The sequence below is a fragment of the Escherichia sp. E4736 genome (genome assembly GCF_005781225.1).
In the GTDB taxonomy this organism is placed as follows: Bacteria; Pseudomonadota; Gammaproteobacteria; order Enterobacterales; family Enterobacteriaceae; genus Escherichia.
In genome coordinates this window covers 65,880-86,113 of sequence record NZ_VATT01000017.1, presented here as the reverse complement: position 1 = coordinate 86,113, position 20,234 = coordinate 65,880, and the positions used below count along the sequence as shown (strand labels likewise).

Sequence of the window (20,234 nt, the reverse complement as noted above, 5' to 3'; positions counted from 1 at the left end):
TATTTGTAGGCACGATAAGACACGTCAGCGTCGCATCAGGCATTGTTTGCCGGATGCGGCGTAAACGCCTTATCCGGCCCACGGTTCAGGACTATTTGTAGGCCTGATAAGACGCGCAAGCGTCGCATCAGGCATTGTTTTCCGGATGCGACATAGATCCAAATGCCACTGTATAAAGTTTTAGTTGCCGTTCTTCCCGCCTGTCAGGGGCGGGTTTTTTATGGCTTAGATAAACGCAAACGCATCGCCAAACAGGCGATCTTCCCGCGCATTACGCTCATTGCAGAACAGGTCACGGGCGATTTTCGCCATCTCAAAGCGGCCAGCGATATAGATATCATGCTCCGCCAGCGTACCGTGATCCTGCAATACCGCCGTTAACACGGTGCCAGTACGTCCACGCCAGCCCGCTTCCGGTTGTTCAACTACCGGCACCACACGCAAACCAGGATGCTTCAGAGAAAGCGCCTCAAGCTCGGACAGATCATAAAGATGTTGCTCTTCACGCCCGCCCCAGTAAATGGTGATATCGCGATTGGGATTACGTGCCAGCGCTGTCAGCAAAATTGAGCGCGCATAAGAGAACCCCGTGCCGCCCGCAATCAGAATCATCGGACGTTCTTCATCATCGCGCAGCCACGCTTCACCGTGGGGAATATCCACCACGATTTGATGATCTTTAAGGATGCGATCCATAACGGCTTTGGCGTAGAGATTGATCTCCGAAGCGCCAATGTGCAGCTCAATGAAACCTTGTTCATTCGGCGTCGAAGCCATTGAAAACGGGCGTTTGTCGCGCTCGTCCATCACCACCATCAAATACTGACCAGCACGAAAAGAAAAGGCCGCGTCTGGCACAATGCGGACACGATATACGGTATCCGTGATAGCTTCTACCGAGGTCACTTTACAGCTTAAGGTTGTCATGCGCTTTCTCTGTCGGATCGATAAATAGGGCAAAACAAACGCGCATCAGGCGCTTTTACCGTTGTTAAAAATAGCCAGTTCATCCCAGATGGCATCAATACGTGCGACAACGTCCGGATCTTTTTTGATGGGACGTCCCCATTCACGCTGGGTTTCCCCTGGCCATTTATTCGTGGCATCCAGCCCCATTTTTGAACCAAGCCCGGAGACGGGCGAGGCAAAATCCAGATAATCAATAGGCGTATTTTCTACCAACACCGTATCCCGCGCAGGGTCCATACGGGTGGTAATTGCCCAAATCACATCGTTCCAGTCGCGTGCGTTAACATCATCATCGCAGACGATCACGAACTTAGTGTACATAAACTGGCGTAAGAATGACCAGACCCCCATCATGACGCGCTTCGCATGTCCGGCGTACTGTTTTTTGATTGTCACTACCGCCAGGCGATAAGAACAGCCTTCCGGCGGCAGGTAAAAATCGACAATTTCCGGGAACTGTTTTTGCAGAATCGGCACGAACACTTCGTTCAACGCCACGCCCAGTACCGCGGGTTCATCTGGCGGACGCCCGGTATAGGTGGAATGGTAAATCGCATCTTCACGCTGGGTAATATGCGTCACGGTAAATACCGGGAAACTATCGACTTCGTTATAGTAACCGGTGTGGTCGCCATACGGCCCTTCCGGCGCCGTTTCGCCTTGTTCGATATACCCTTCCAGCACAATCTCCGCACTGGCGGGCACTTCAAGGTCATTGGATATACACTTCACCACTTCAGTCTTGGTGCCGCGCAGCAATCCGGCAAAGGCGTATTCCGACAATGTATCCGGGACTGGCGTCACTGCACCGAGAATCGTAGCGGGATCGGCACCCAGCGCCACAGAAACCGGGAAACGTTCGCCCGGATGCGCCGCGCACCACTCCTGATAATCCAGTGCGCCGCCACGATGCGACAGCCAGCGCATAATCAGTTTGTTTTTACCAATCAGCTGCTGGCGATAAATACCCAGATTCTGCCGCTCTTTATGCGGGCCGCGCGTTACGGTCAGCCCCCAGGTAATTAGCGGCGCGGCGTCTTCCGGCCAGCAGGTCATAATGGGAATGCGGTTAAGATCGACGTCATCACCAGAGACGATTTTTTGTTGGCAAGGGGCACCACGCAATCGCTTTGTCGGCATGTTTAACACCTGCTTAAACTGCGGCAGTTTATCAAACAGGTCGCGGAAACCTTTTGGCGGCTCCGGCTCTTTCAGAAACGCCAATAATTTACCGACTTCACGCAGCGCCGAAACATCTTCCTGGCCCATGCCCATCGCCACGCGCTTTGGCGTACCAAACAGGTTGCACAGCACCGGCATCGAATAACCTTTGGGGTTTTCAAACAACAACGCAGGTCCACCGGCACGCAGAGTGCGGTCAGCAATTTCAGTGATTTCCAGATGCGGATCCACCGGAAGCGTGATACGTTTTAGCTCACCCTGCTGTTCAAGCAGCGTCAGGAAGTCGCGTAAATCGTTATATTTCATGGCGTCCATTGTAGCCTCTTAATCTTCGCCCATTATACGGCGTTCATCTTCGCGATGCTGTAAATTTGTTAAATTAGCGTGAACTCTGACGGCATAACGCAAACCGGGGAATATAATTAACTTAGCGTAAAGCTTTTGCTATCCTTGCGCCCCGATTAAACGGATAAGAGTCATTATGCAATCCTGGTATTTACTGTACTGCAAGCGCGGGCAACTTCAACGTGCCCAGGAACACCTCGAAAGACAGGCGGTGAATTGCCTGGCACCGATGATCACCCTGGAAAAAATCGTGCGAGGCAAACGTACCGCAGTCAGTGAACCATTGTTCCCCAACTACCTGTTTGTGGAATTTGATCCGGAAGTGATTCATACCACAACCATCAGTGCTACCCGCGGCGTCAGCCACTTTGTGCGCTTTGGCGCATCGCCAGCGATAGTCCCATCTGCGGTTATTCATCAACTGTCGGTGTATAAACCGGAAGACATTGTTGATCCTGCGACGCCCTATCCTGGTGATAAGGTGATTATCACCGAAGGCGCTTTCGAAGGTTTTCAGGCCATTTTCACCGAACCCGACGGCGAGGCTCGCTCTATGCTATTGCTTAATCTTATCAATAAAGAGATTAAGCACAGTGTGAAGAACACCGAGTTCCGCAAACTCTAGAACGCAATCCTAAATAACTTTTTGACATTGGCATCCGTGGTGGCAGCCAGCCATGCGGCATCTTCCCCACGCCAGTGTGCAATACGTTGCAAAATATGGGGCAGATAGGCTGGCTCATTACGCCGTGACGATGGCTTCGGCGTGAGATCGCGCGGAAGCAAATACGGTGCGTCTGTCTCAACCAGCAATTGCTCCGCCGGAATAAATGGCAACAGTTCTCGCAGCTCCAGTCCGCGTCGTTCATCGCAAACCCAACCGGTAATGCCGATATAAATTCCGCGCGCCACGCACGCCTGCATCTCTTCGCGTGTGCCGGTAAAACAGTGCAACACCGCGCCAGGCAGTTTATCCAGCCACGGCTCCAGCAACGTCATAAACCGCTCGTGGGCATCACGGCAGTGCATAAATACCGGCATGTTTAACTCTGCGGCAATGCGTAGCTGGGCGACAAAAGCGCGTTCCTGCTCTTCCGGCGTCGAAAAGTTGCGGTTAAAGTCGAGGCCACACTCACCAATCGCCACCACTTCTGGCTGCGAGGCCAGCTCAATAATCGCTTCTTCAGTCACAGCTTGCCACTGGCTGCTGTCGTGAGGATGTACGCCCGCCGTTGACCAACAGGACGAATACTGACGCGCCAGCTTTTGCGCCTGCTGGCTTTCGCGCAGGTTAGTGCCGGTGATGAGTAGCCCATTAACTCCCGCAGCAAAAGCGCGCGCTACGACATCATCACGGTCTTTCGCAAATTGCGAACTGGTCAGATTAACGCCGATATCAAACATCCTGCACTCCATATGACAACCGCCCTGACGGGCGGTTGAGTTTATTCTTCAGTTTTTTCGCTTTCTGCTTCAGCGTCGTTTTCTTCTTCCCGGTTTCGGCCTTTACCAACGTAAAAGCGCGAGAAGAAGACGCCAATTTCAAACAGGCAGTACATCGGGATCGCCAGCAGCGTTTGCGAGAAGACATCCGGCGGCGTCAGCAGCATCCCGACGACGAATGCGCCAACCAGCACATACGGACGTTTTTTGCGTAAGTCTTCTGGCGAGGTAATCCCCATCCAGCACAGCAGCACAATCGCCACAGGCACTTCAAAGGAGATACCAAACGCCATAAACAGCGCCATCACGAAGCTCAAATAGCTGGCAATGTCGGTGGATACCTGCACCCCTTCAGGCGCGGTATTGGCAAGGAAACCAAACGCCAGCGGGAAGACCACGAAATAAGCGAACGCCATGCCGATATAAAACAGCAGAGAGCTGGAAACCAGCAGCGGCACCACCAGGCGACGTTCGTGCTTATAGAGTGCAGGAGCGATAAATGCCCACACCTGATAGAGAATCACCGGCGCTGACAGAATCAGCGACACCATAAAGGTCAGCTTGATTGGCGTAAAGAATGGCGAGGCCACATCGGTGGCGATCATCGTTGAACCTTGCGGCAACTGCTTGATCAATGGCGCGGATACCAGGTGATAAATGTCATTGGCGAAATAGACCAGACACAGAAATATCACGATCACCGCGATAATGCAGTTCAGCAGACGCTTACGCAGCTCAATCAGATGCGTGATAAGCGGTTGAGTATCTTCTACAGACATGTTTACGGTTTATCACTCGACGAAGGGGAATGTGCAGCGGTTTTCGGTTCAGCGTCCGCAGCAGGTTTTACCACCGGCTCTGGCGTGGTTTCTGGCTTCTGTTCCGGCGAACTGGCCTGCGTTTGTGCAGCGGCTGGCGTGACGCCTTCATGCGCAGCCTCATTGTCTTTCACCACCGGGTTATGAATGGTGTGCGCTTCATCGCTCGCCTTTTCAGGGTCATTCGCAACGTAGGAACGCTTCATCGACTCCGCAGCCTGGCGCAGCTCATCCATTGACGCTTTCAGTTCAGGCGTCAGGTTGGTGAGACTCGCCTTTTCAACCTTTTTCAGGCTGTCCTGAAACTCCTGGAGTTTTAACTCCTGGGTCAGTTCGTTCTGCACCGTTGTTGCCAGTGAACGCAACGCACGAATCCAGCCCGCTACCGTTTTTACCGCCACAGGCAGTCGTTGCGGCCCCAGAACTACGAGGCCGATAATGAACACCAATAGCAGTTCGCTAAAACCGATATCAAACACGGATTACACCTGCTCTTTATCGTGGCGCTTTGCGTCTTCTGTTTTAGCCTGTTCCTGATTCGCATCCGCCTGCTTATCGGCGATTGTTTTCGCAGTAAAATCAGCATCCTGACTGGTTTTATCCTGCTTTGGTTCATCATCGCTCATTGCTTTTTTAAAGCCTTTGATCGACGCACCAAGATCGGAACCGATGGAGCCGAGCTTTTTGGTGCCAAAAAGCAGTACAACGATGACGGCAATAATCAATAACTGCCAAATACTGATACCACCCATACATGTTCCTCTGTGGTAGATGATGATTAAACAAGGCCGCATTATACGTTACACGGCCCGCCTTGAGCGATGAAAAAATCAGCGTGTTTTGCACCAACCGACAAACCAGGCGATCAGACCGGCCGCCATTAACCAGCCGGGCATCAGCCCCCATTCCGGTCGGCTGACCAACAAGAATGTGCCGCTTAATACTAACGTCGCACCAATCCCCAATAAGTAACGAGATTGTCCCTGACGCACATGATTCGACTGTAACTCGCGCGCAATCTTATCAACACTATGCTGTAAATACTTGCCCTGGCGCAAACTGTCATAAACCAATTCAGGCAGTTCTGGCATTTTTTCGATCCAGAACGGCGCTTTTTCCTTAAATGCTCTCACCAGCGCGGGAATACCGACCTGATCTTTAATCCACGATTCAAGGAAAGGTTTTGCAGTTTTCCATAAATCGAGCTGCGGATAAAGCTGCCGTCCTACCCCTTCGATATAGAGCAAGGTTTTCTGAAGTAACACCAGTTGCGGCTGCACTTCCATATTGAAGCGACGCGCCGTATTAAACAGATTTAACAGCACATGTCCAAACGAAATTTCCGCCAGCGGTTTCTCAAAGATAGGTTCGCAAACGGTACGAATGGCAAATTCGAACTCTTCAACGTTGGTATCTGGCGGTACCCAGCCTGAATCGACATGCAGCTCTGCCACTTTGCGATAGTCGCGGTTAAAGAAGGCGATAAAGTTTTCCGCCAGATAGCGTTTATCTTCCTTGTTTAGCGAGCCGACTATCCCGCAATCAATGCCGATATATTTCGGGTTTTCCGGGTGCTCATAGCTTACGAAGATGTTGCCTGGATGCATATCGGCATGAAAAAAGCTGTCACGGAAAACCTGGGTGAAGAACACCTGCACACCGCGTTCTGCCAGCAATTTCATGTTAGTGCCGTTTTTCTCCAGCGCCGCGACATCAGAAACGGGAATGCCGTAAATGCGCTCCATCACCATCATCCCTTCGCTGCAATAGTCAGGGTAAACTTCCGGGATGTAGAGCATCGGGCTGTCTTCAAAATTGCGTCGTAACTGAATGGCGTTGGCAGATTCCCGCAGCAAATTCAATTCATCAATCAAGGTCTTTTCGTACTCGCGCACCACTTCAGTTGGGCGCAGACGGCGACCATCCGGCAGCAAACGCGGCACCCAGCGAGCCAAGCGGTAGATAAGTTTCAGATCCGCTTTAATCACCGGCAAAATGTCCGGACGGATGACTTTAATTACCACATCTTTGCCATTCGATTTCAATCGCGCGGTATGAACCTGGGCGATAGAGGCCGACGCCAGCGGCTCGATTTCAAAATCGTCAAACCACGCCTCCACCGGCAGACCGCCCATTGCAGCTTCAATCTGTTGCTTCGCCAGTCTGCCATCAAACGGTGCGACTTTGTCCTGCAAGAGTGCCAGTTGGTCAGCAATATGCGGCGGAAAAAGGTCGCGACGGGTCGATAGCATCTGCCCGAACTTGATCCATACCGGCCCCAGCTCTTGCAGCGCCAGTCGTAGTCGCTCACCTAATGGTTTGTCTTTGTGCCGATTCGGCATCCAGAATAATGAGTATCGCCATAACCGCAGCGGCAAGGTGATACGCATTTTAGGGATCAGTTCATCAAGTCCGTAGCTTAAAAAAGTGCGAATGATGAAATACAGGCGCCGTACTTCACCTGGCGTCATTAAACTGCCTCCAGTTTTTCCAGCCGTTTGATTAACGCATCAACGGCACGTTCAACAGCGGCTGTCTCTTCCGCAAACCAGGCCACTTCAAGCGGACCAGGCGCCATACGCCACTCTTCGGTAATGGCTTCTGCCACATAACGTTGCTGGCGTTTAATACCATGATGCAAGAATTTCGCACCGCCGCGCAGGGCTTTGCTGATTCCTTCAGCGGCGATATCACCGGTATAAGGGGCCAGCAGTTCCGCAGGGTCGAACTCTGCCAGATCTGCCAGCGCCACGAAATTCTGTACCACCTGAATATCGCCCTGCACTTCCAGCTCACCGCTACGAATTAGTGCGGCAAGCTGCTGGCGGTCACGAAGTTTCGGCAACACGCTGGCGTAGGCGATAACGGTGCAATCAGCATCGCCAGACCATTCGCCCAGCACATCGACCTGGCGTTCACTAAACACCAGAATTAGCGACGTCGAAAAGCCTTTTACCTCCACGCGCAATACTTTACCCAGCAGACGCGAGCGGGCTGTTTTCAGCGCGGGTGAGCGATACAGGAAAGTGTTGAGCAGACTTTCAATTCCTGCCGTCACTAAAGGTTTAAAAGGCATAGTCGTACTCCTGTCAGAACTTATAACCACGATGCAGCGCCACAACGCCAGCCGTCAGGTTGTAATAATCGACACTTTCGAATCCGGCATCCTGCATCATGGCTTTCAGCGTATCCTGATCGGGATGCATACGGATGGATTCGGCCAGATAGCGGTAGCTGTCGGCATCGTTCGCCACCAGCGAACCAATACGTGGCAGCACATGGAAGGAGTAAGCGTCATAGGCTTTGCTTAACGGTTCGATAATCGGCTTCGAGAACTCAAGCACCAGCAGGCGACCGCCCGGTTTCAGCACGCGATACATCGAACGCAGTGCTTTATCTTTGTCGGTAACGTTACGCAGACCAAACGAAATGGTGATGCAATCAAAGGTGTTATCCGGGAACGGCAGCGCCTCTGCGTTCGCCTGAACATACTCAACGTTGCCAATCACACCGATATTGCGCAGTTTCTCACGGCCCATCTTGAGCATGGATTCATTGATATCGGCGAGAACCACTTTGCCCGTTTCACCGACCAGGCGGGAGAATTTCGCCGTCAGATCGCCGGTACCGCCAGCCAGATCCAGTACGGTCTGCCCACGACGCACACCGCTGCAATCGATCGTGAATCGCTTCCACAAACGATGAATACCAAATGACATCAAATCATTCATGACATCATATTTCGATGCCACGGAATGGAAAACGTGGGCGACCATATCCGCTTTTTGTTCCTTCGCGACGGTCTGAAAACCAAAGTGCGTCGTTTCTTGTGACTTATCCACCATCTCAATGCCTGCTCATCAAAAAATTGTTCCAGAAGTGTAACAGATTGGGCGTCGATGCCCTAGATTTCTACCCGGCTTAACTACCCCTAATGGGCTAGCGCGACTGCTGATTATATTCATCATCGCGTTGATAAGCTTCATCATTCGGCTGCCCCGGAACCGACCGCAGTCGATACTCTTCATCCTGGCTCACCGCCTGTTCAGCCAAGTCCGGATTAATCTCGCGTTTAATTTCTACCCCTAAACCGCGAAACGCTTCTGCCTGCGCCAGCACATTTCCGCGACCTGAAGAGAGTTTTTTCATCGCCTGGCGATAGTTATCCTGCGCTTTGTCCAGACTTTGACCAATCGCGGACATATCATCAATAAACAGACGCATCTTGTCGTACAGCTTGCTGGCACGATCGGCGATTTGCTGGGCGTTACGGCTTTGATGCTCATAACGCCACAGGTTGGCGATAGTACGCAACGCCACCAGCAGCGTGGTGGGGCTAACCAGCATGATGTTGTTCTTTAACGCTTCGGTGATCAGCTCTGGCTGGCGATCAAGCGCCAGTAAAAACGCTGGTTCAACGGGAATAAACATCAGCACGTAATCCAGCGTTCGTAGCCCCGGCAGCTGTTGATAGTCTTTGCGTCCCAGCAAACGGATATGGTTACGCACCGACGCGATATGCTCCTGTAGCGCGCTTTCGCGGGTGTAGTCGTCTTCCGCGTTGAAGTAGCGTTCATAGGCGACCAACGTCATTTTGGCATCGATCACCACATCTTTCCCCTGCGGCAGCCGCACGATGACATCCGGCTGCATCCGCGAGCGAGCATCATTTTCGATGCTTACCTGGGTTTCGTATTCATACCCTTCACGCAGTCCGGAAGCCTCCAGCACCCGCGTCAGTACCACTTCGCCCCAGTTCCCCTGGGTTTTGTTATCGCCTTTCAGCGCGCGCGTCAGGTTGATCGCTTCCTGGGCCATTTGCGCGTTGAGTTGCTGTAGATTACGAATTTCGTGGGTCAGGGTATGGCGTTCTTGTGCTTCTTTACCAAAGCTGTCCTGTACCTGTCGGCGAAAACCATCCAGTTGTTCACGCAGCGGCGATAACAAGTTGTTCAGACTCTGACGATTTTGTTCATCTACCCGGCGATTACTGTGCTCAAAAATACGGTTGGCGAGATTTTCAAATTGCTCGCTCAAACGCTGCTCGCTGTTGATCATCTGGCGGATTTTATCGTCAGCGTGTTGCTGTGCGGCTTCCATCCGCGTGGTTACTTCACGCAGATCCGCCTCCAGCGAAGTATTGATACTTTGCAGACTACGCACTTCGTTATTGAGCAATTCACACTCTGCACGCCAGTGCTCACTTTGGGTAATTTGTTGTTTTACCGCACTTAACTCCGCGACCATCTCTTCACGTTCAGCTAATTGCTCGGCTTTTTGCTGCGCATGTTGATAACTGGCAAACAGCCAACCGATGGCCACACTGACCAGCGCAATAATGGCATAAACAATGATTGAGAAATCCACAAAGCCCCCTGACGCAACAAATTACCCGCACAAAATAGAATTGTGCTGTACAAACGTCCAGTTTGAAAGAAGTTTCCTGCGAGGCGCTACGCAAAACGATCGTTTATTTTGCTTATTTTATCCCACAATATGAGACTAAGTTTATATTGTGGGACACATCACCTTTTCCCCACTTTATTCTGTGAAACACTCGGCAATATCCTCAGGAGACATCTATGGCAGAAACCTCTTCAACCACCGCTGGCGCACAAACGTTATTACGTGGACTGGCGGTTATTAATGCTGTTTATAACGGTTGCCATGACCTGAAAAGCATCGGCGAGTTCACCGGCACGACGCGGAGTACAACCCATCGTTTAGTCTCTGTTTTGGTGGAGCAACGCTATCTGCGCCATGTCCCAACTCAGGGCTACCAACTGGGCGCCAAACTGATCGAACTCGGCGCCAGAGCGCTGGAAAGCACTTCATTGTATGAAGTTGCACAGCCCGTTTTGCAACGTCTGGCCCGTTACACCCTGGACACCGTGCATCTGGGGATCGTTGAAGGCGACGAAGTGCTGTATCTGGAGAAGATCAACAGTCAGCGCGGGCTGGAAATGCGCTCACGCCCAGGCCATCGCATGCCACTGGCAATCACCGGCATCGGCAAGGCGTTGATCCTCAACCGAACAGAAGAAGAGTGGCACACACTATTTTTGACTTGTGGTGATGAAACAAAACTGGGCGCATTTATACAAAACATGCGCCGTTATGCCGCCAGTGGTTTTGCTTTTGATCTGGAAGAGAACGAGCCCACTATCCGTTGCGTTGCAGCGCCGATTTACAACGCCCGGAATGAAATTGTGGCGGCCATTTCTGTCGCCAGTACCACCACGTATATGTCGCTGGCGCGCCTGGAAGAACTGGCACCTTACGTCAAATCCTGTGCAGAAGAGATCTCCGCTGAACTGGGCTGGGGTAAGCACGTCCGCAAAGATAATTAAACCATGATTAAAGGAAACGGCTAATGTCGGGAAATACCTCATTTATTGCCCTGGACTGGGGAACGTCATCGCTTCGGGCATGGCGTTTTGGTGACTCACCAGATCCACAAGAAAAACGTGAATTCCCCTGGGGAATCATGAAATTACCCTCCCAGGCGGCAACACGTGAGGACGCTTTCCACGATACATTTTTGCGTGTCTGTGGCGACTGGCTGGCACAATCCCCCTGCCCGGTTCTGGCTTGTGGCATGATCGGCAGTGCGCAAGGGTGGCAACCAGCAGCTTATTTACCTTGCCCGGTCACTCTCGATGGACTGGCGAAGCAACTGACGCCGGTTATCCACCAGCAGCAGACAATGCTGCACATCATTCCTGGCGTGATTAAAGAAGGTGAAATGCCCGAAGTGATGCGTGGCGAAGAGACACAAATCTTCGGTGCCATCACAATGGAACCTGCCCTGCAAGACGCAATCCGTAAGGGGGTGCCGGTGCTGATTGGCTTACCTGGCACTCATGCGAAATGGGCGGTGGTTGAAAACAACACCATTACCGATTTCCGAACCTTTATGACGGGCGAATTATTTGATGTTTTATCCCGCCATTCGATTCTTGGCGCCACCATGCATTCGGGAGATGAGCCGCACTGGGATGCCTTTGCCCAAGGACTGACAGCGGCACTGGAGCATCATCAGACCGGATTATTATCGACGCTGTTTTCGACCCGTTCGCGCTTGCTGACCGATAATCTTACGCCGTCCTCACAGGGAGATTATCTTTCTGGATTACTGATAGGCCATGAATTATGTGGTCTGGCATCCAGCTTGCTGCGTGATTTACCCGCCACAACGCCGATCGCCTTAATCGGTAGCGCCACCCTGAACAGCCGCTATTCACGGGCGTTCAGCCACGTTTTTCCCGACAGACAGCTTCACGCCATTCCTAATGCCACTGAACAGGGATTATGGCGAATCGCCCACGCTGCCGGGCTACTCTCCACCAACGCCAGGGAATGTACTCATGCCATTTAATACGCTTTTGCAAAAAACCGGGTTAGTCGCCATTTTACGCGGCGTGAAACCGGATGAGATTGTCGCCATCGGTGAAAAGCTGTACGCCGCCGGATTCCGCCTGATTGAGATTCCCATGAACTCGCCGGAGCCGTTGCAAAGTATCAGTCTACTGCGCGACGCCCTGCCTAAGGACTGCCTGGTCGGAGCCGGAACTGTGCTTTCAGTAGAGCAGGTGGTCGCGGTTAAAGAGGCTGGAGGCCAGATTATCGTGATGCCGCATTGCGATACTGCGGTGATCCGTCGCGCCCGTGCGCTGGGTATGTATTGCGCGCCTGGCGTCGCTACGCCCACTGAAGCCTTTGCTGCCATTGAACACGGCGCCAATGCCATCAAGCTGTTCCCGGCCGAACAAATTACGCCAGAAGTCACCAAAGCCTGGCGTGCGGTTATTCCGCAATCCGTTCCGATGTTACCGGTTGGCGGTATCACACCGGAAACCATGGCGCGTTATCTGAGTCACGGCGCAAACGGCTTCGGCCTCGGTTCTGCGCTATATCGCCCCGGCATGACGCCAGAGCAGGTCTATGAAAATGCAGTGCTTTTTATGAACGCATGGAACAATTTAAATAATAAATAACTGATAAATAAGGATATAAAACCAATGATAAAACATCTTACCTTACCGAAAAAAATGGCTGCGATGGTACTTCTTGCAGGCGCTGCCCTCAGCACTGCACCCGTACAGGCGGCTTCCTGGCCAACCAAACAGATCGAGTTAGTCGTACCCTACGCTGCCGGAGGCGGTACGGATCTGGTTGCCCGAGCCTTTGCTGATGCCGCCAAAAACCATTTACCCGTCAGCATCGGGGTTATCAATAAACCTGGCGGTGGCGGCGCAATCGGCCTGAGTGAAATCGCCGCTGCCCGCCCTAACGGTTACAAAATCGGTTTAGGCACGGTTGAACTGACCACCCTTCCCAGCCTCGGCATGGTGCGTTTTAAAACCAGCGACTTCAAACCCATCGCCCGTCTGAATGCGGATCCGGCGGCTATCACCGTCCGTGCCGATGCGCCGTGGAATAGCTATGAAGAATTTATGATTTACGCCAAAGCGAATCCCGGAAAAGTACGCATTGGTAACTCAGGCACCGGGGCTATCTGGCATCTGGCGGCGGCTGCACTGGAGGATAAGACGGGCGCAAAGTTTTCCCATGTCCCGTATGACGGCGCAGCCCCTGCCATTACAGGTCTGTTAGGCGGGCACATTGAAGCGGTTTCTGTAAGCCCAGGTGAAGTTATCAACCATGTGAAAGGCGGCAAGCTGAAGACACTGGTGGTGATGGCGGATGAACGTGTGAAAGCCATGCCTGACGTACCGACGTTAAAAGAGAAAAGCGTTGATCTCTCCATCGGCACCTGGCGCGGTCTGATTGTGTCGCAAAAAACGCCGCAGGATGTGGTGGATGTTCTGGCGAAGGCAGCAAAAGAGACGGCTGAAGAGCCTGTATTTCAGGATGCTCTGCAAAAGTTGAATCTCAACTATGCATGGCTTGATGGCGCCAGCTTCCAGACCCAAATCAGCGAGCAGGAACAGTATTTTGACGAGCTGCTAACTCGCCTGGGCCTGAAAAAATAATCCCGAGGTACGGTCGATGAACACAAAACAGTCTGTTGCTCAACTCGCCGTACCGCACCGCAAGCGCCTTTCATCCACCGTGGTGGTGGCGCTGTTACTTTGCGTAGTTGCTGGCACAGTGATGATTAATGCCGCTGATTTTCCAGCAACTGCCATTGAAACGGATCCCGGTGCAAGTGCCTTCCCTACCTTCTATGCCTGCGCCCTGATTGTGCTCGCTGTCTTGCTGGTGATACGCGATCTTTTGCTGGCAAAACCAGAATCTTGCGCCAACGCACAGGAAAAACCGGCATTCAGGAAAACGGCAACGGGAATTGCGGCAACCGCGTTTTATATTGTGGCGATGAGCTACTGCGGTTATCTCATTACTACTCCTGTTTTCCTCATCGTCATTATGACGTTGATGGGCTACAGGCGATGGGTACTCACACCGGGTATTGCGCTGTTGTTAACGGCAATCCTCTGGTTGCTGTTCGTCGAAGCGTTACAGGTGCCATTGCCTGTCGGCACATTTTTCGAATAACAGGGGCCAGCAATGTTTGAAAGTGAACTTTTAACTCAGGGTTTTTCGACATTACTCAGTAATCCTCAGGCGCTGCTGTTTGCCACGTTTGGGGTGATGCTGGGTATTGTGATTGGCGCCCTGCCCGGTTTAACAGCGACCATGGGGGTGGCGATTTTACTGCCTTTCACCTACGGCATGGAGCCTGTTTCTGGCTTGTTGATGATTTGCGGCGTCTTTTTTGGCGGCGTCTATGGCGGTTCTATCACCGCAATTTTGCTCAAAATTCCAGGCACACCCGCAGCCGCAGCCACCGCAATTGACGGTTATGAGCTGACGAAGCAGGGAAAAGCCGGGCTGGCGTTGAGTGCCGCCACGTTCTCTTCCTTTAGCGGCGGAACAATCAGCATTATTGTGCTGATGTTTCTCTCTCCGGTACTTGCCAGTTGGGCGTTGAAGTTTAGTGCTTCAGAGTCCTTCGCCCTGGCAACCTTCGGGCTGAGTATTATTGCCAGTATTTCCGGTGAGTCGCTGATTAAAGGTCTGATTGCCGGAGTTGGCGGATTGCTGATCGCAACGATAGGCCTTGATCCAATGGGCGGTTTTCCACGGTTTACGGGCGGTTTTGTGGAGCTGATGAATGTGCCATTTATCCCGGTGATGATTGGTTTATTTGCTGCTTCAGAAGCATTCCGCTCTATGGAGCAAAACCAGCAAATTCGTCAGGGCGCGAAGGTGGCTATCGGCAGTCTGTTACTGCCCTGGCAAACGCTACGTCGCATCGCATTAACCATTTTGCGCTCATCAGGATTAGGGGTTTTTATCGGCATGATCCCCGGTGCGGGAGCGGATATTGCAGCTTTTGTTGCCTATAACGAAACTCGTCGTTTCAGTAAGACGCCTGAAAACTTTGGTAAGGGTGAGATTAAGGCGGTGGCCTCCTGTGAGGCAGGCGCGAATGGCTGCACCGGTGGCGCCTTGTTACCTATGCTGACGCTAGGGATCCCTGGCGATGCGGTAACCGCCATCATGCTGGGCGCGTTAACGTTACAAGGGATGCAGCCAGGTCCACTGATGTTTACCGACCACGGCGATATGGTTTATACGCTGTTTGTCGGCATGATCTTCTGTTACTTCATGCTGCTAGTGCTTGGGCTGCTCTCTTTGAAAGTCATCGGCAACGTGGTGAAAATCCCCGGCAATATTCTCACGCCGATGATCCTCGCGCTTTGTGTTGTTGGGACTTATGCGCTGAACAATAGCCTGTTTGATGTCGGCATTATGCTGATTGCGGGCGTAGTGGGCTATTTCATGCAGAAAGGGGGATATCCGGCGTCGCCAGTGGTCCTGGCATTGATTATGGGGCCAATGGCAGAAAGTAATTTTCGCCGGGCGCTGTCGCTTTCGGGTGGGTCACTCGACTTTCTGTATACCCGACCGATCACCCTGGCATTGCTGACTCTGGCAGCCTTTACGCTGCTGACGCCAATAATCCGCAAAATTATGCGCTTACGGCGTCAGTAACAGATATCGCTCTCCGAAGTTGGGGAGTATGAGACTGATGACAAACGCTAAATTGCCTGATGCGCTGCGCTTATCAGGCCTACCACAGAAATGCAATATATTGAATTTGAATGCTTTTGTAGGCCCGGATAAGGCGTTCACGCCGCATCCGGCATGAACAAAGCACACGTTAACAACAATCGGAATGCTCCCCTAAGCCAGGGAGCATTTTTTTATTTCAGCAGACGACGCGCCGCTTCCACTACGATTTTCACCGCATGGCTTTCGGTTTGTTTCATCGTCTCGGCGTTCGGGATCTCTTGCTGGGTACGGTTAACGATAACGCCCGCCACCATACCGGCGCGCAGGCCCTGGCTTGCACACATGGTCAGCAGAGTTGCAGATTCCATTTCATAGTTCATCACGCCCATCGTCTGCCACTCTTCCATAGAACCTTTAAAGTGACGGACTACGCGACCAGAGTAAGTATCGTAACGCTCCTGGCCCGGGTAGAAGGTGTCAGAAGAAGCCGTCACGCCTACGTGAGTGGTGGCACCAATTGATTTCGCGGCTTCTACCAGTGCAGTAGTACATTCGAAATCAGCGACAGCCGGGAACTCCAGCGGAGCGAAGTGCAGGCTCGCGCCATCCAGACGAACAGACGCCGTGGTAACCAGGACATCACCAACATTAATATGCGGCTGAATAGCCCCCGTCGTACCGATACGCAGGAAAGTGCGAATGCCCAGCTGTGCCAGCTCTTCAACAGCAATAGAAGTAGACGGACCGCCGATACCGGTAGAGCAGACAATAACAGGTTTACCATCCAGCTCTGCGCGCCAGGTGGTGAATTCGCGGTGAGATGCCAGCTTAACCGGCTTATCCATCAGCGCGGCGATCTTTTCCACACGATCCGGGTCGCCAGGGACGATGGCAAGCGTAGCCCCTTGTAAATCGTTTTTAGTGAGGCCGAGATGAAAAACATCAGACTTGGACATATACAACTCCTCTGTGAATCGGTTTAGTCAGAAGAAGCAAAAAGACACTTTACCGAAGGATTTAACATTTTTTCGTGACACCCATCACCATGACGCAAATGTGTTGCATGCATTTACCTGATAAAAGTGATTTAAATCACATAAATAACTCTTTACCGTGTGTTGTTGCATAAAAGATGAGCCGATTCAGGCAATGTGATTTGTTGCATGCTGACTATAGTTAACATTGCGCAAAATTTTTATAAGGGTACGGAGAATACCATGGCAACAACACAACAATCTGGATTTGCACCTGCTGCATCGCCCCTCGCCTCGACCATCGTTCAAACCCCGGAAGATGCGATTGTGGCAGGGTTCACCTCTATCCCTTCACAAGGGGATAACATGCCTGCTTACCATGCTCGCCCAAAGCAGAGCGATGGCCCACTGCCAGTGGTCATTGTAGTGCAAGAAATTTTTGGCGTGCATGAACATATCCGCGATATTTGTCGCCGTCTGGCGCTGGAGGGGTATCTGGCTATCGCACCAGAACTCTATTTCCGCGAAGGCGATCCGAATGATTTCGCCGATATCCCAACGCTGCTAAGTGGTCTGGTGGCAAAAGTACCTGACTCACAGGTATTGGCCGATCTCGATCATGTCGCCAGTTGGGCGTCACGCAACGGCGGCGATGTCCATCGTTTAATGATCACCGGATTTTGCTGGGGCGGACGCATCACCTGGCTGTATGCCGCGCATAATCCACAGTTAAAAGCCGCAGTGGCGTGGTACGGCAAACTGACGGGCGATAAGTCACTGAATTCACCGAAACAACCTGTTGATATCGCAACCGATCTTAACGCTCCGGTTCTCGGCTTATATGGCGGCCAGGATAACAGCATTCCGCAGGAGAGCGTGGAAACGATGCGCCAGGCGCTGCGGGCAGCAAACGCGAAAGCAGAGATTATCGTTTACCCGGATGCCGGGCATGCATTCAACGCCGATTATCGTCCGAGCTATCATGCAGAATCTGCAAAAGACGGCTGGCAGCGAATGCTGGAATGGTTCAGGCAGTATGGTGGCAAGAAGTCGCTGTAATGAGAAAAGACCGGGTGGTATTACCACCCGGTTTGGATTTACCCCCGACGCAAATTCTGCGCCGCCTGCACCATGTTCGCCAGCGCGGCGCGGGTTTCTGGCCAGCCACGCGTTTTCAGGCCGCAGTCCGGGTTGACCCACAGACGCTCTGCCGGAATGCGTTTTGCCGCTTTCTTCAGCAAGGCTTCAATCCATTCCACACTCGGTACGTTTGGCGAGTGAATGTCATAGACGCCTGGGCCAATTTCATTCGGATAATCAAACTCTTCAAATGACTCCAGCAACTCCATGTCGGAACGCGAGGTTTCGATGGTGATGACGTCTGCATCCAGTGCCGCAATCGAATCCATGATGTCGTTGAACTCGCAATAACACATGTGAGTGTGGATTTGCGTTTCATCTTTCGCTACGGCGGCGTTGATACGGAAGGCCTCTACGCCCCACTGGAGATAAGCATCCCAGTCGCTGCGGCGCAGCGGTAAACCTTCGCGCAGTGCCGGTTCGTCAATCTGAATAATGCCGATACCTGCCGCTTCCAGGTCCGCCACTTCATCACGCAGCGCCAGCGCAATTTGTTTGGCGATGGTTTCACGGCTGACATCTTCACGCGGGAACGACCAGCAGAGAATCGTCACCGGGCCAGTCAGCATCCCTTTCACCGGTTTATCAGTCAGCGATTGCGCGAACGATGCCCACTCCACGGTAATCGGTGCCGGGCGGCTAACGTCACCAATAACAATCGGTGGCTTCACGCAGCGGGAACCGTAGCTCTGTACCCAACCGTTTTGCGTAAAGACAAAACCGTCGAGATGCTCACCAAAGTATTCCACCATGTCGTTACGCTCGGCCTCGCCATGTACCAGCACATCCAGTCCCAAACGTTCCTGCTCAACAATGGCCTGCTTGATATGTTCCGCAATGCCCGTGCGGTAGTTATTGGCGTCAAGATTACCCTTTTTGAAATCCAGACGCAAAGTACGAATTTCCGTGGTTTGCGGGAAGGAACCAATCGTGGTGGTCGGCCACGCGGGCAGTTTAAAACGCGCACGCTGGGCTTCGGCACGCACTTCATAGACATTCGCACGCTGACTGTCCTGGGCGGTGATCGCCGCCAGACGTTTTTCTACCGCCGGATTATGTACACGGGTAGAGTGGCGGCGCGCCTGAATCGGGGCGCTCCACTCTGCCAGAGCTGCCGTGTCACCACTGTTCAGCGCATCGCGCAGCAGCGCCAGTTCATGGCATTTTTGCAGGGCGAAGGCAAACCAGCTTTTCACTTCTGCATCAAGACGCGTTTCCACGCTCAGGTCGATGGGGCTGTGCAGCAGTGAGCAGGAAGATGCCACCCACAAATCACGTTTGCCGACAATGTCCTTAATTTGCGCATATTTCTCGGTAAGATCGGCGCGCCAGACGTTACGACCATTGATCAGACCAGCAGACAGCAGCCAGTCAGAAGGCAAACGCTTGTGCAGTTCAACAACGTCATCTTTGCCATGCACGAGGTCAACATGCAGCCCCTGAACAGGCAGCGCAGTAATCGTGTTGAGGTTTGGTGTGACGCCTTCAAAATAGGTAGTCAGCAGCAGTTTCACCTGCCCCTGGAGCGCGTCGTAAGCGGGTTTGTATGCGTCCAGCCACGCCTGCGGCAGTTCCAGTACCAGCGCGGGTTCGTCGATCTGTACCCACTCAATGCCGCGTTTTGCCAGTTCTGCCAGCACTTGCTGATAAACCGGCAGAATGTCGTTCAGCAGGCTCAGGCGGTCAAACTGTTCACCTTTCACTTTCCCCAGCCACAGGTAGGTAATCGGCCCCAGCAGCACAGGTTTCACCTTGTGGCCCAGCGCCAGCGCCTCGTCCACTTCCTCCAGCAGCTGCGTCCAGGTCAGTTTGAACTGTTGGCCTTTTACGAACTCCGGCACCATGTAGTGATAGTTGGTGTTAAACCATTTGGTCATTTCCGCCGCTGCCGCAGGTTCGCCAGTCGGTGCACGTCCACGACCAATACGGAACAGGGTGTCGATATCTACCGAACCATCTTTGTTCTGGTGACGCGCCGGAACATTACCCAGCAGCAGGCTGGTGGTCAGAACATGATCGTACCAGGCAAAATCGCCCACCGGCAGCAGGTCGATACCCGCTTGCTTTTGTTGATCCCAGTGACGAGCACGCAATTCACGCCCTACTGCCAGCAGTTCTTCACGCGTGGAGTTCCCCGCCCAATAACTTTCTTGCGCTTTTTTCAGCTCGCGACGCAGGCCAACGCGAGGAAAACCGAGGGTGTGATTAAGAATTGTCATTATATGCCCCTTGTGGAATTTTTAGTATTTAGACGTCCAGATGTTTACACATCCATATTTGCCAGTTACTGTATATTCCTCAAGCGCAAATTATTCATGCC

The 20,234-nt window shown here is 52.5% G+C and carries 20 protein-coding genes; 8 read left to right on the top strand and 12 right to left on the bottom strand.

Translation table 11 applies throughout. From position 1 onward, the window contains the following. Nucleotides 1–225: 225 nt before the first annotated feature. Nucleotides 226–927: an NAD(P)H-flavin reductase gene (gene fre / locus FEK46_RS13705; RefSeq protein WP_130209480.1), complete on the bottom strand. Its 702-nt coding sequence runs from the start codon at nt 925–927 to the stop codon at nt 226–228. 45 nt (nt 928–972) lie between these two features. Beyond that, nucleotides 973–2,466 (bottom strand): 4-hydroxy-3-polyprenylbenzoate decarboxylase, encoded by a 1,494-nt coding sequence (ubiD, locus tag FEK46_RS13700; RefSeq protein WP_000339805.1) that lies wholly within the window; start codon nt 2,464–2,466, stop codon nt 973–975. Between the two features lie 166 nt (nt 2,467–2,632). Here ubiD and rfaH point away from each other — a divergent pair, with 166 nt between their 5' ends. Further along, entirely contained in the window at nt 2,633–3,121 is a 489-nt protein-coding gene (rfaH, locus tag FEK46_RS13695; protein ID WP_130209478.1) for a transcription/translation regulatory transformer protein RfaH, read from the top strand. On the opposite strand, the gene tatD is transcribed toward rfaH, so the two are convergent. The 8 genes from tatD to rmuC all read right to left on the bottom strand — a co-directional run bounded on the left by tatD (nt 3,118) and on the right by rmuC (nt 10,124). After that, nucleotides 3,118–3,900, bottom strand: a complete 783-nt coding sequence (tatD, locus tag FEK46_RS13690) for a 3'-5' ssDNA/RNA exonuclease TatD (protein ID WP_135559134.1) — start codon at nt 3,898–3,900, stop codon at nt 3,118–3,120. The genes rfaH and tatD overlap by 4 nt on opposite strands. Nucleotides 3,901–3,941: 41 nt before the next feature. Continuing rightward, on the bottom strand, nt 3,942–4,718 hold the full coding sequence (gene tatC / locus FEK46_RS13685) for a Sec-independent protein translocase subunit TatC (protein ID WP_000109937.1): 777 nt from the start codon (nt 4,716–4,718) through the stop codon (nt 3,942–3,944). Between the two features lie 2 nt (nt 4,719–4,720). Next, a complete protein-coding gene (gene tatB / locus FEK46_RS13680; RefSeq protein ID WP_130209474.1) occupies nt 4,721–5,236 on the bottom strand; it encodes a Sec-independent protein translocase protein TatB in 516 nt (171 codons plus the stop codon). Between the two features lie 3 nt (nt 5,237–5,239). Continuing rightward, a complete protein-coding gene (tatA, locus tag FEK46_RS13675) occupies nt 5,240–5,509 on the bottom strand; it encodes a Sec-independent protein translocase subunit TatA (protein ID WP_130209472.1) in 270 nt (89 codons plus the stop codon). A gap of 78 nt (nt 5,510–5,587) precedes the next feature. Next, on the bottom strand, nt 5,588–7,228 hold the full coding sequence (gene ubiB, locus FEK46_RS13670) for a ubiquinone biosynthesis regulatory protein kinase UbiB (RefSeq protein WP_130209470.1): 1,641 nt from the start codon (nt 7,226–7,228) through the stop codon (nt 5,588–5,590). Further along, nucleotides 7,228–7,833, bottom strand: coding sequence for a ubiquinone biosynthesis protein UbiJ (gene ubiJ / locus FEK46_RS13665; protein WP_130261219.1), 606 nt, complete (start codon nt 7,831–7,833; stop codon nt 7,228–7,230). The genes ubiB and ubiJ overlap by 1 nt, the downstream gene beginning before the upstream one ends. Before the next feature lie 13 nt (nt 7,834–7,846). Then, complete coding sequence (gene ubiE / locus FEK46_RS13660; protein ID WP_000227958.1) at nt 7,847–8,602, bottom strand: bifunctional demethylmenaquinone methyltransferase/2-methoxy-6-polyprenyl-1,4-benzoquinol methylase UbiE; 756 nt, start codon at nt 8,600–8,602, stop codon at nt 7,847–7,849. 94 nt (nt 8,603–8,696) lie between these two features. Next, on the bottom strand, nt 8,697–10,124 hold the full coding sequence (gene rmuC / locus FEK46_RS13655) for a DNA recombination protein RmuC (RefSeq protein WP_135559135.1): 1,428 nt from the start codon (nt 10,122–10,124) through the stop codon (nt 8,697–8,699). 215 nt (nt 10,125–10,339) lie between these two features. Here rmuC and FEK46_RS13650 point away from each other — a divergent pair, with 215 nt between their 5' ends. The 6 genes from FEK46_RS13650 to FEK46_RS13625 are packed head-to-tail and all read left to right on the top strand — an operon-like array spanning nt 10,340 to nt 15,779. Continuing rightward, the gene (locus tag FEK46_RS13650) at nt 10,340–11,107 is read left to right on the top strand and encodes an IclR family transcriptional regulator (protein WP_135559136.1); all 768 of its coding nucleotides are present in this window, start codon (nt 10,340–10,342) and stop codon (nt 11,105–11,107) included. 23 nt (nt 11,108–11,130) lie between these two features. Next, nucleotides 11,131–12,135 (top strand): 2-dehydro-3-deoxygalactonokinase, encoded by a 1,005-nt coding sequence (locus FEK46_RS13645; protein ID WP_130209462.1) that lies wholly within the window; start codon nt 11,131–11,133, stop codon nt 12,133–12,135. Next, a complete protein-coding gene (locus FEK46_RS13640) occupies nt 12,125–12,754 on the top strand; it encodes a 2-dehydro-3-deoxy-6-phosphogalactonate aldolase (protein ID WP_130209460.1) in 630 nt (209 codons plus the stop codon). The genes FEK46_RS13645 and FEK46_RS13640 overlap by 11 nt, the downstream gene beginning before the upstream one ends. A gap of 24 nt (nt 12,755–12,778) precedes the next feature. Next, nucleotides 12,779–13,753 (top strand): tripartite tricarboxylate transporter substrate binding protein, encoded by a 975-nt coding sequence (locus FEK46_RS13635; protein ID WP_135559137.1) that lies wholly within the window; start codon nt 12,779–12,781, stop codon nt 13,751–13,753. A gap of 16 nt (nt 13,754–13,769) precedes the next feature. Further along, nucleotides 13,770–14,276 (top strand): tripartite tricarboxylate transporter TctB family protein, encoded by a 507-nt coding sequence (locus tag FEK46_RS13630; RefSeq protein WP_130209456.1) that lies wholly within the window; start codon nt 13,770–13,772, stop codon nt 14,274–14,276. 12 nt (nt 14,277–14,288) lie between these two features. Then, nucleotides 14,289–15,779, top strand: coding sequence for a tripartite tricarboxylate transporter permease (locus FEK46_RS13625; RefSeq protein WP_130223361.1), 1,491 nt, complete (start codon nt 14,289–14,291; stop codon nt 15,777–15,779). Between the two features lie 212 nt (nt 15,780–15,991). Here the strand turns inward: FEK46_RS13625 and udp are convergent, their stop codons facing one another. Then, nucleotides 15,992–16,756 carry a uridine phosphorylase gene (gene udp, locus FEK46_RS13620; protein ID WP_135559138.1) on the bottom strand — a complete coding sequence of 255 codons (765 nt, stop codon included), beginning with the start codon at nt 16,754–16,756 and terminating at the stop codon, nt 15,992–15,994. A gap of 261 nt (nt 16,757–17,017) precedes the next feature. Between udp and FEK46_RS13615 the strand changes: the two genes are divergently transcribed. Further along, complete coding sequence (locus tag FEK46_RS13615; RefSeq protein ID WP_130209450.1) at nt 17,018–17,833, top strand: dienelactone hydrolase family protein; 816 nt, start codon at nt 17,018–17,020, stop codon at nt 17,831–17,833. 38 nt (nt 17,834–17,871) lie between these two features. Here FEK46_RS13615 and metE read toward each other — a convergent pair whose 3' ends face one another. Further along, nucleotides 17,872–20,133, bottom strand: coding sequence for a 5-methyltetrahydropteroyltriglutamate--homocysteine S-methyltransferase (metE, locus tag FEK46_RS13610; RefSeq protein WP_135559139.1), 2,262 nt, complete (start codon nt 20,131–20,133; stop codon nt 17,872–17,874). Nucleotides 20,134–20,234: the final 101 nt, after the last annotated feature.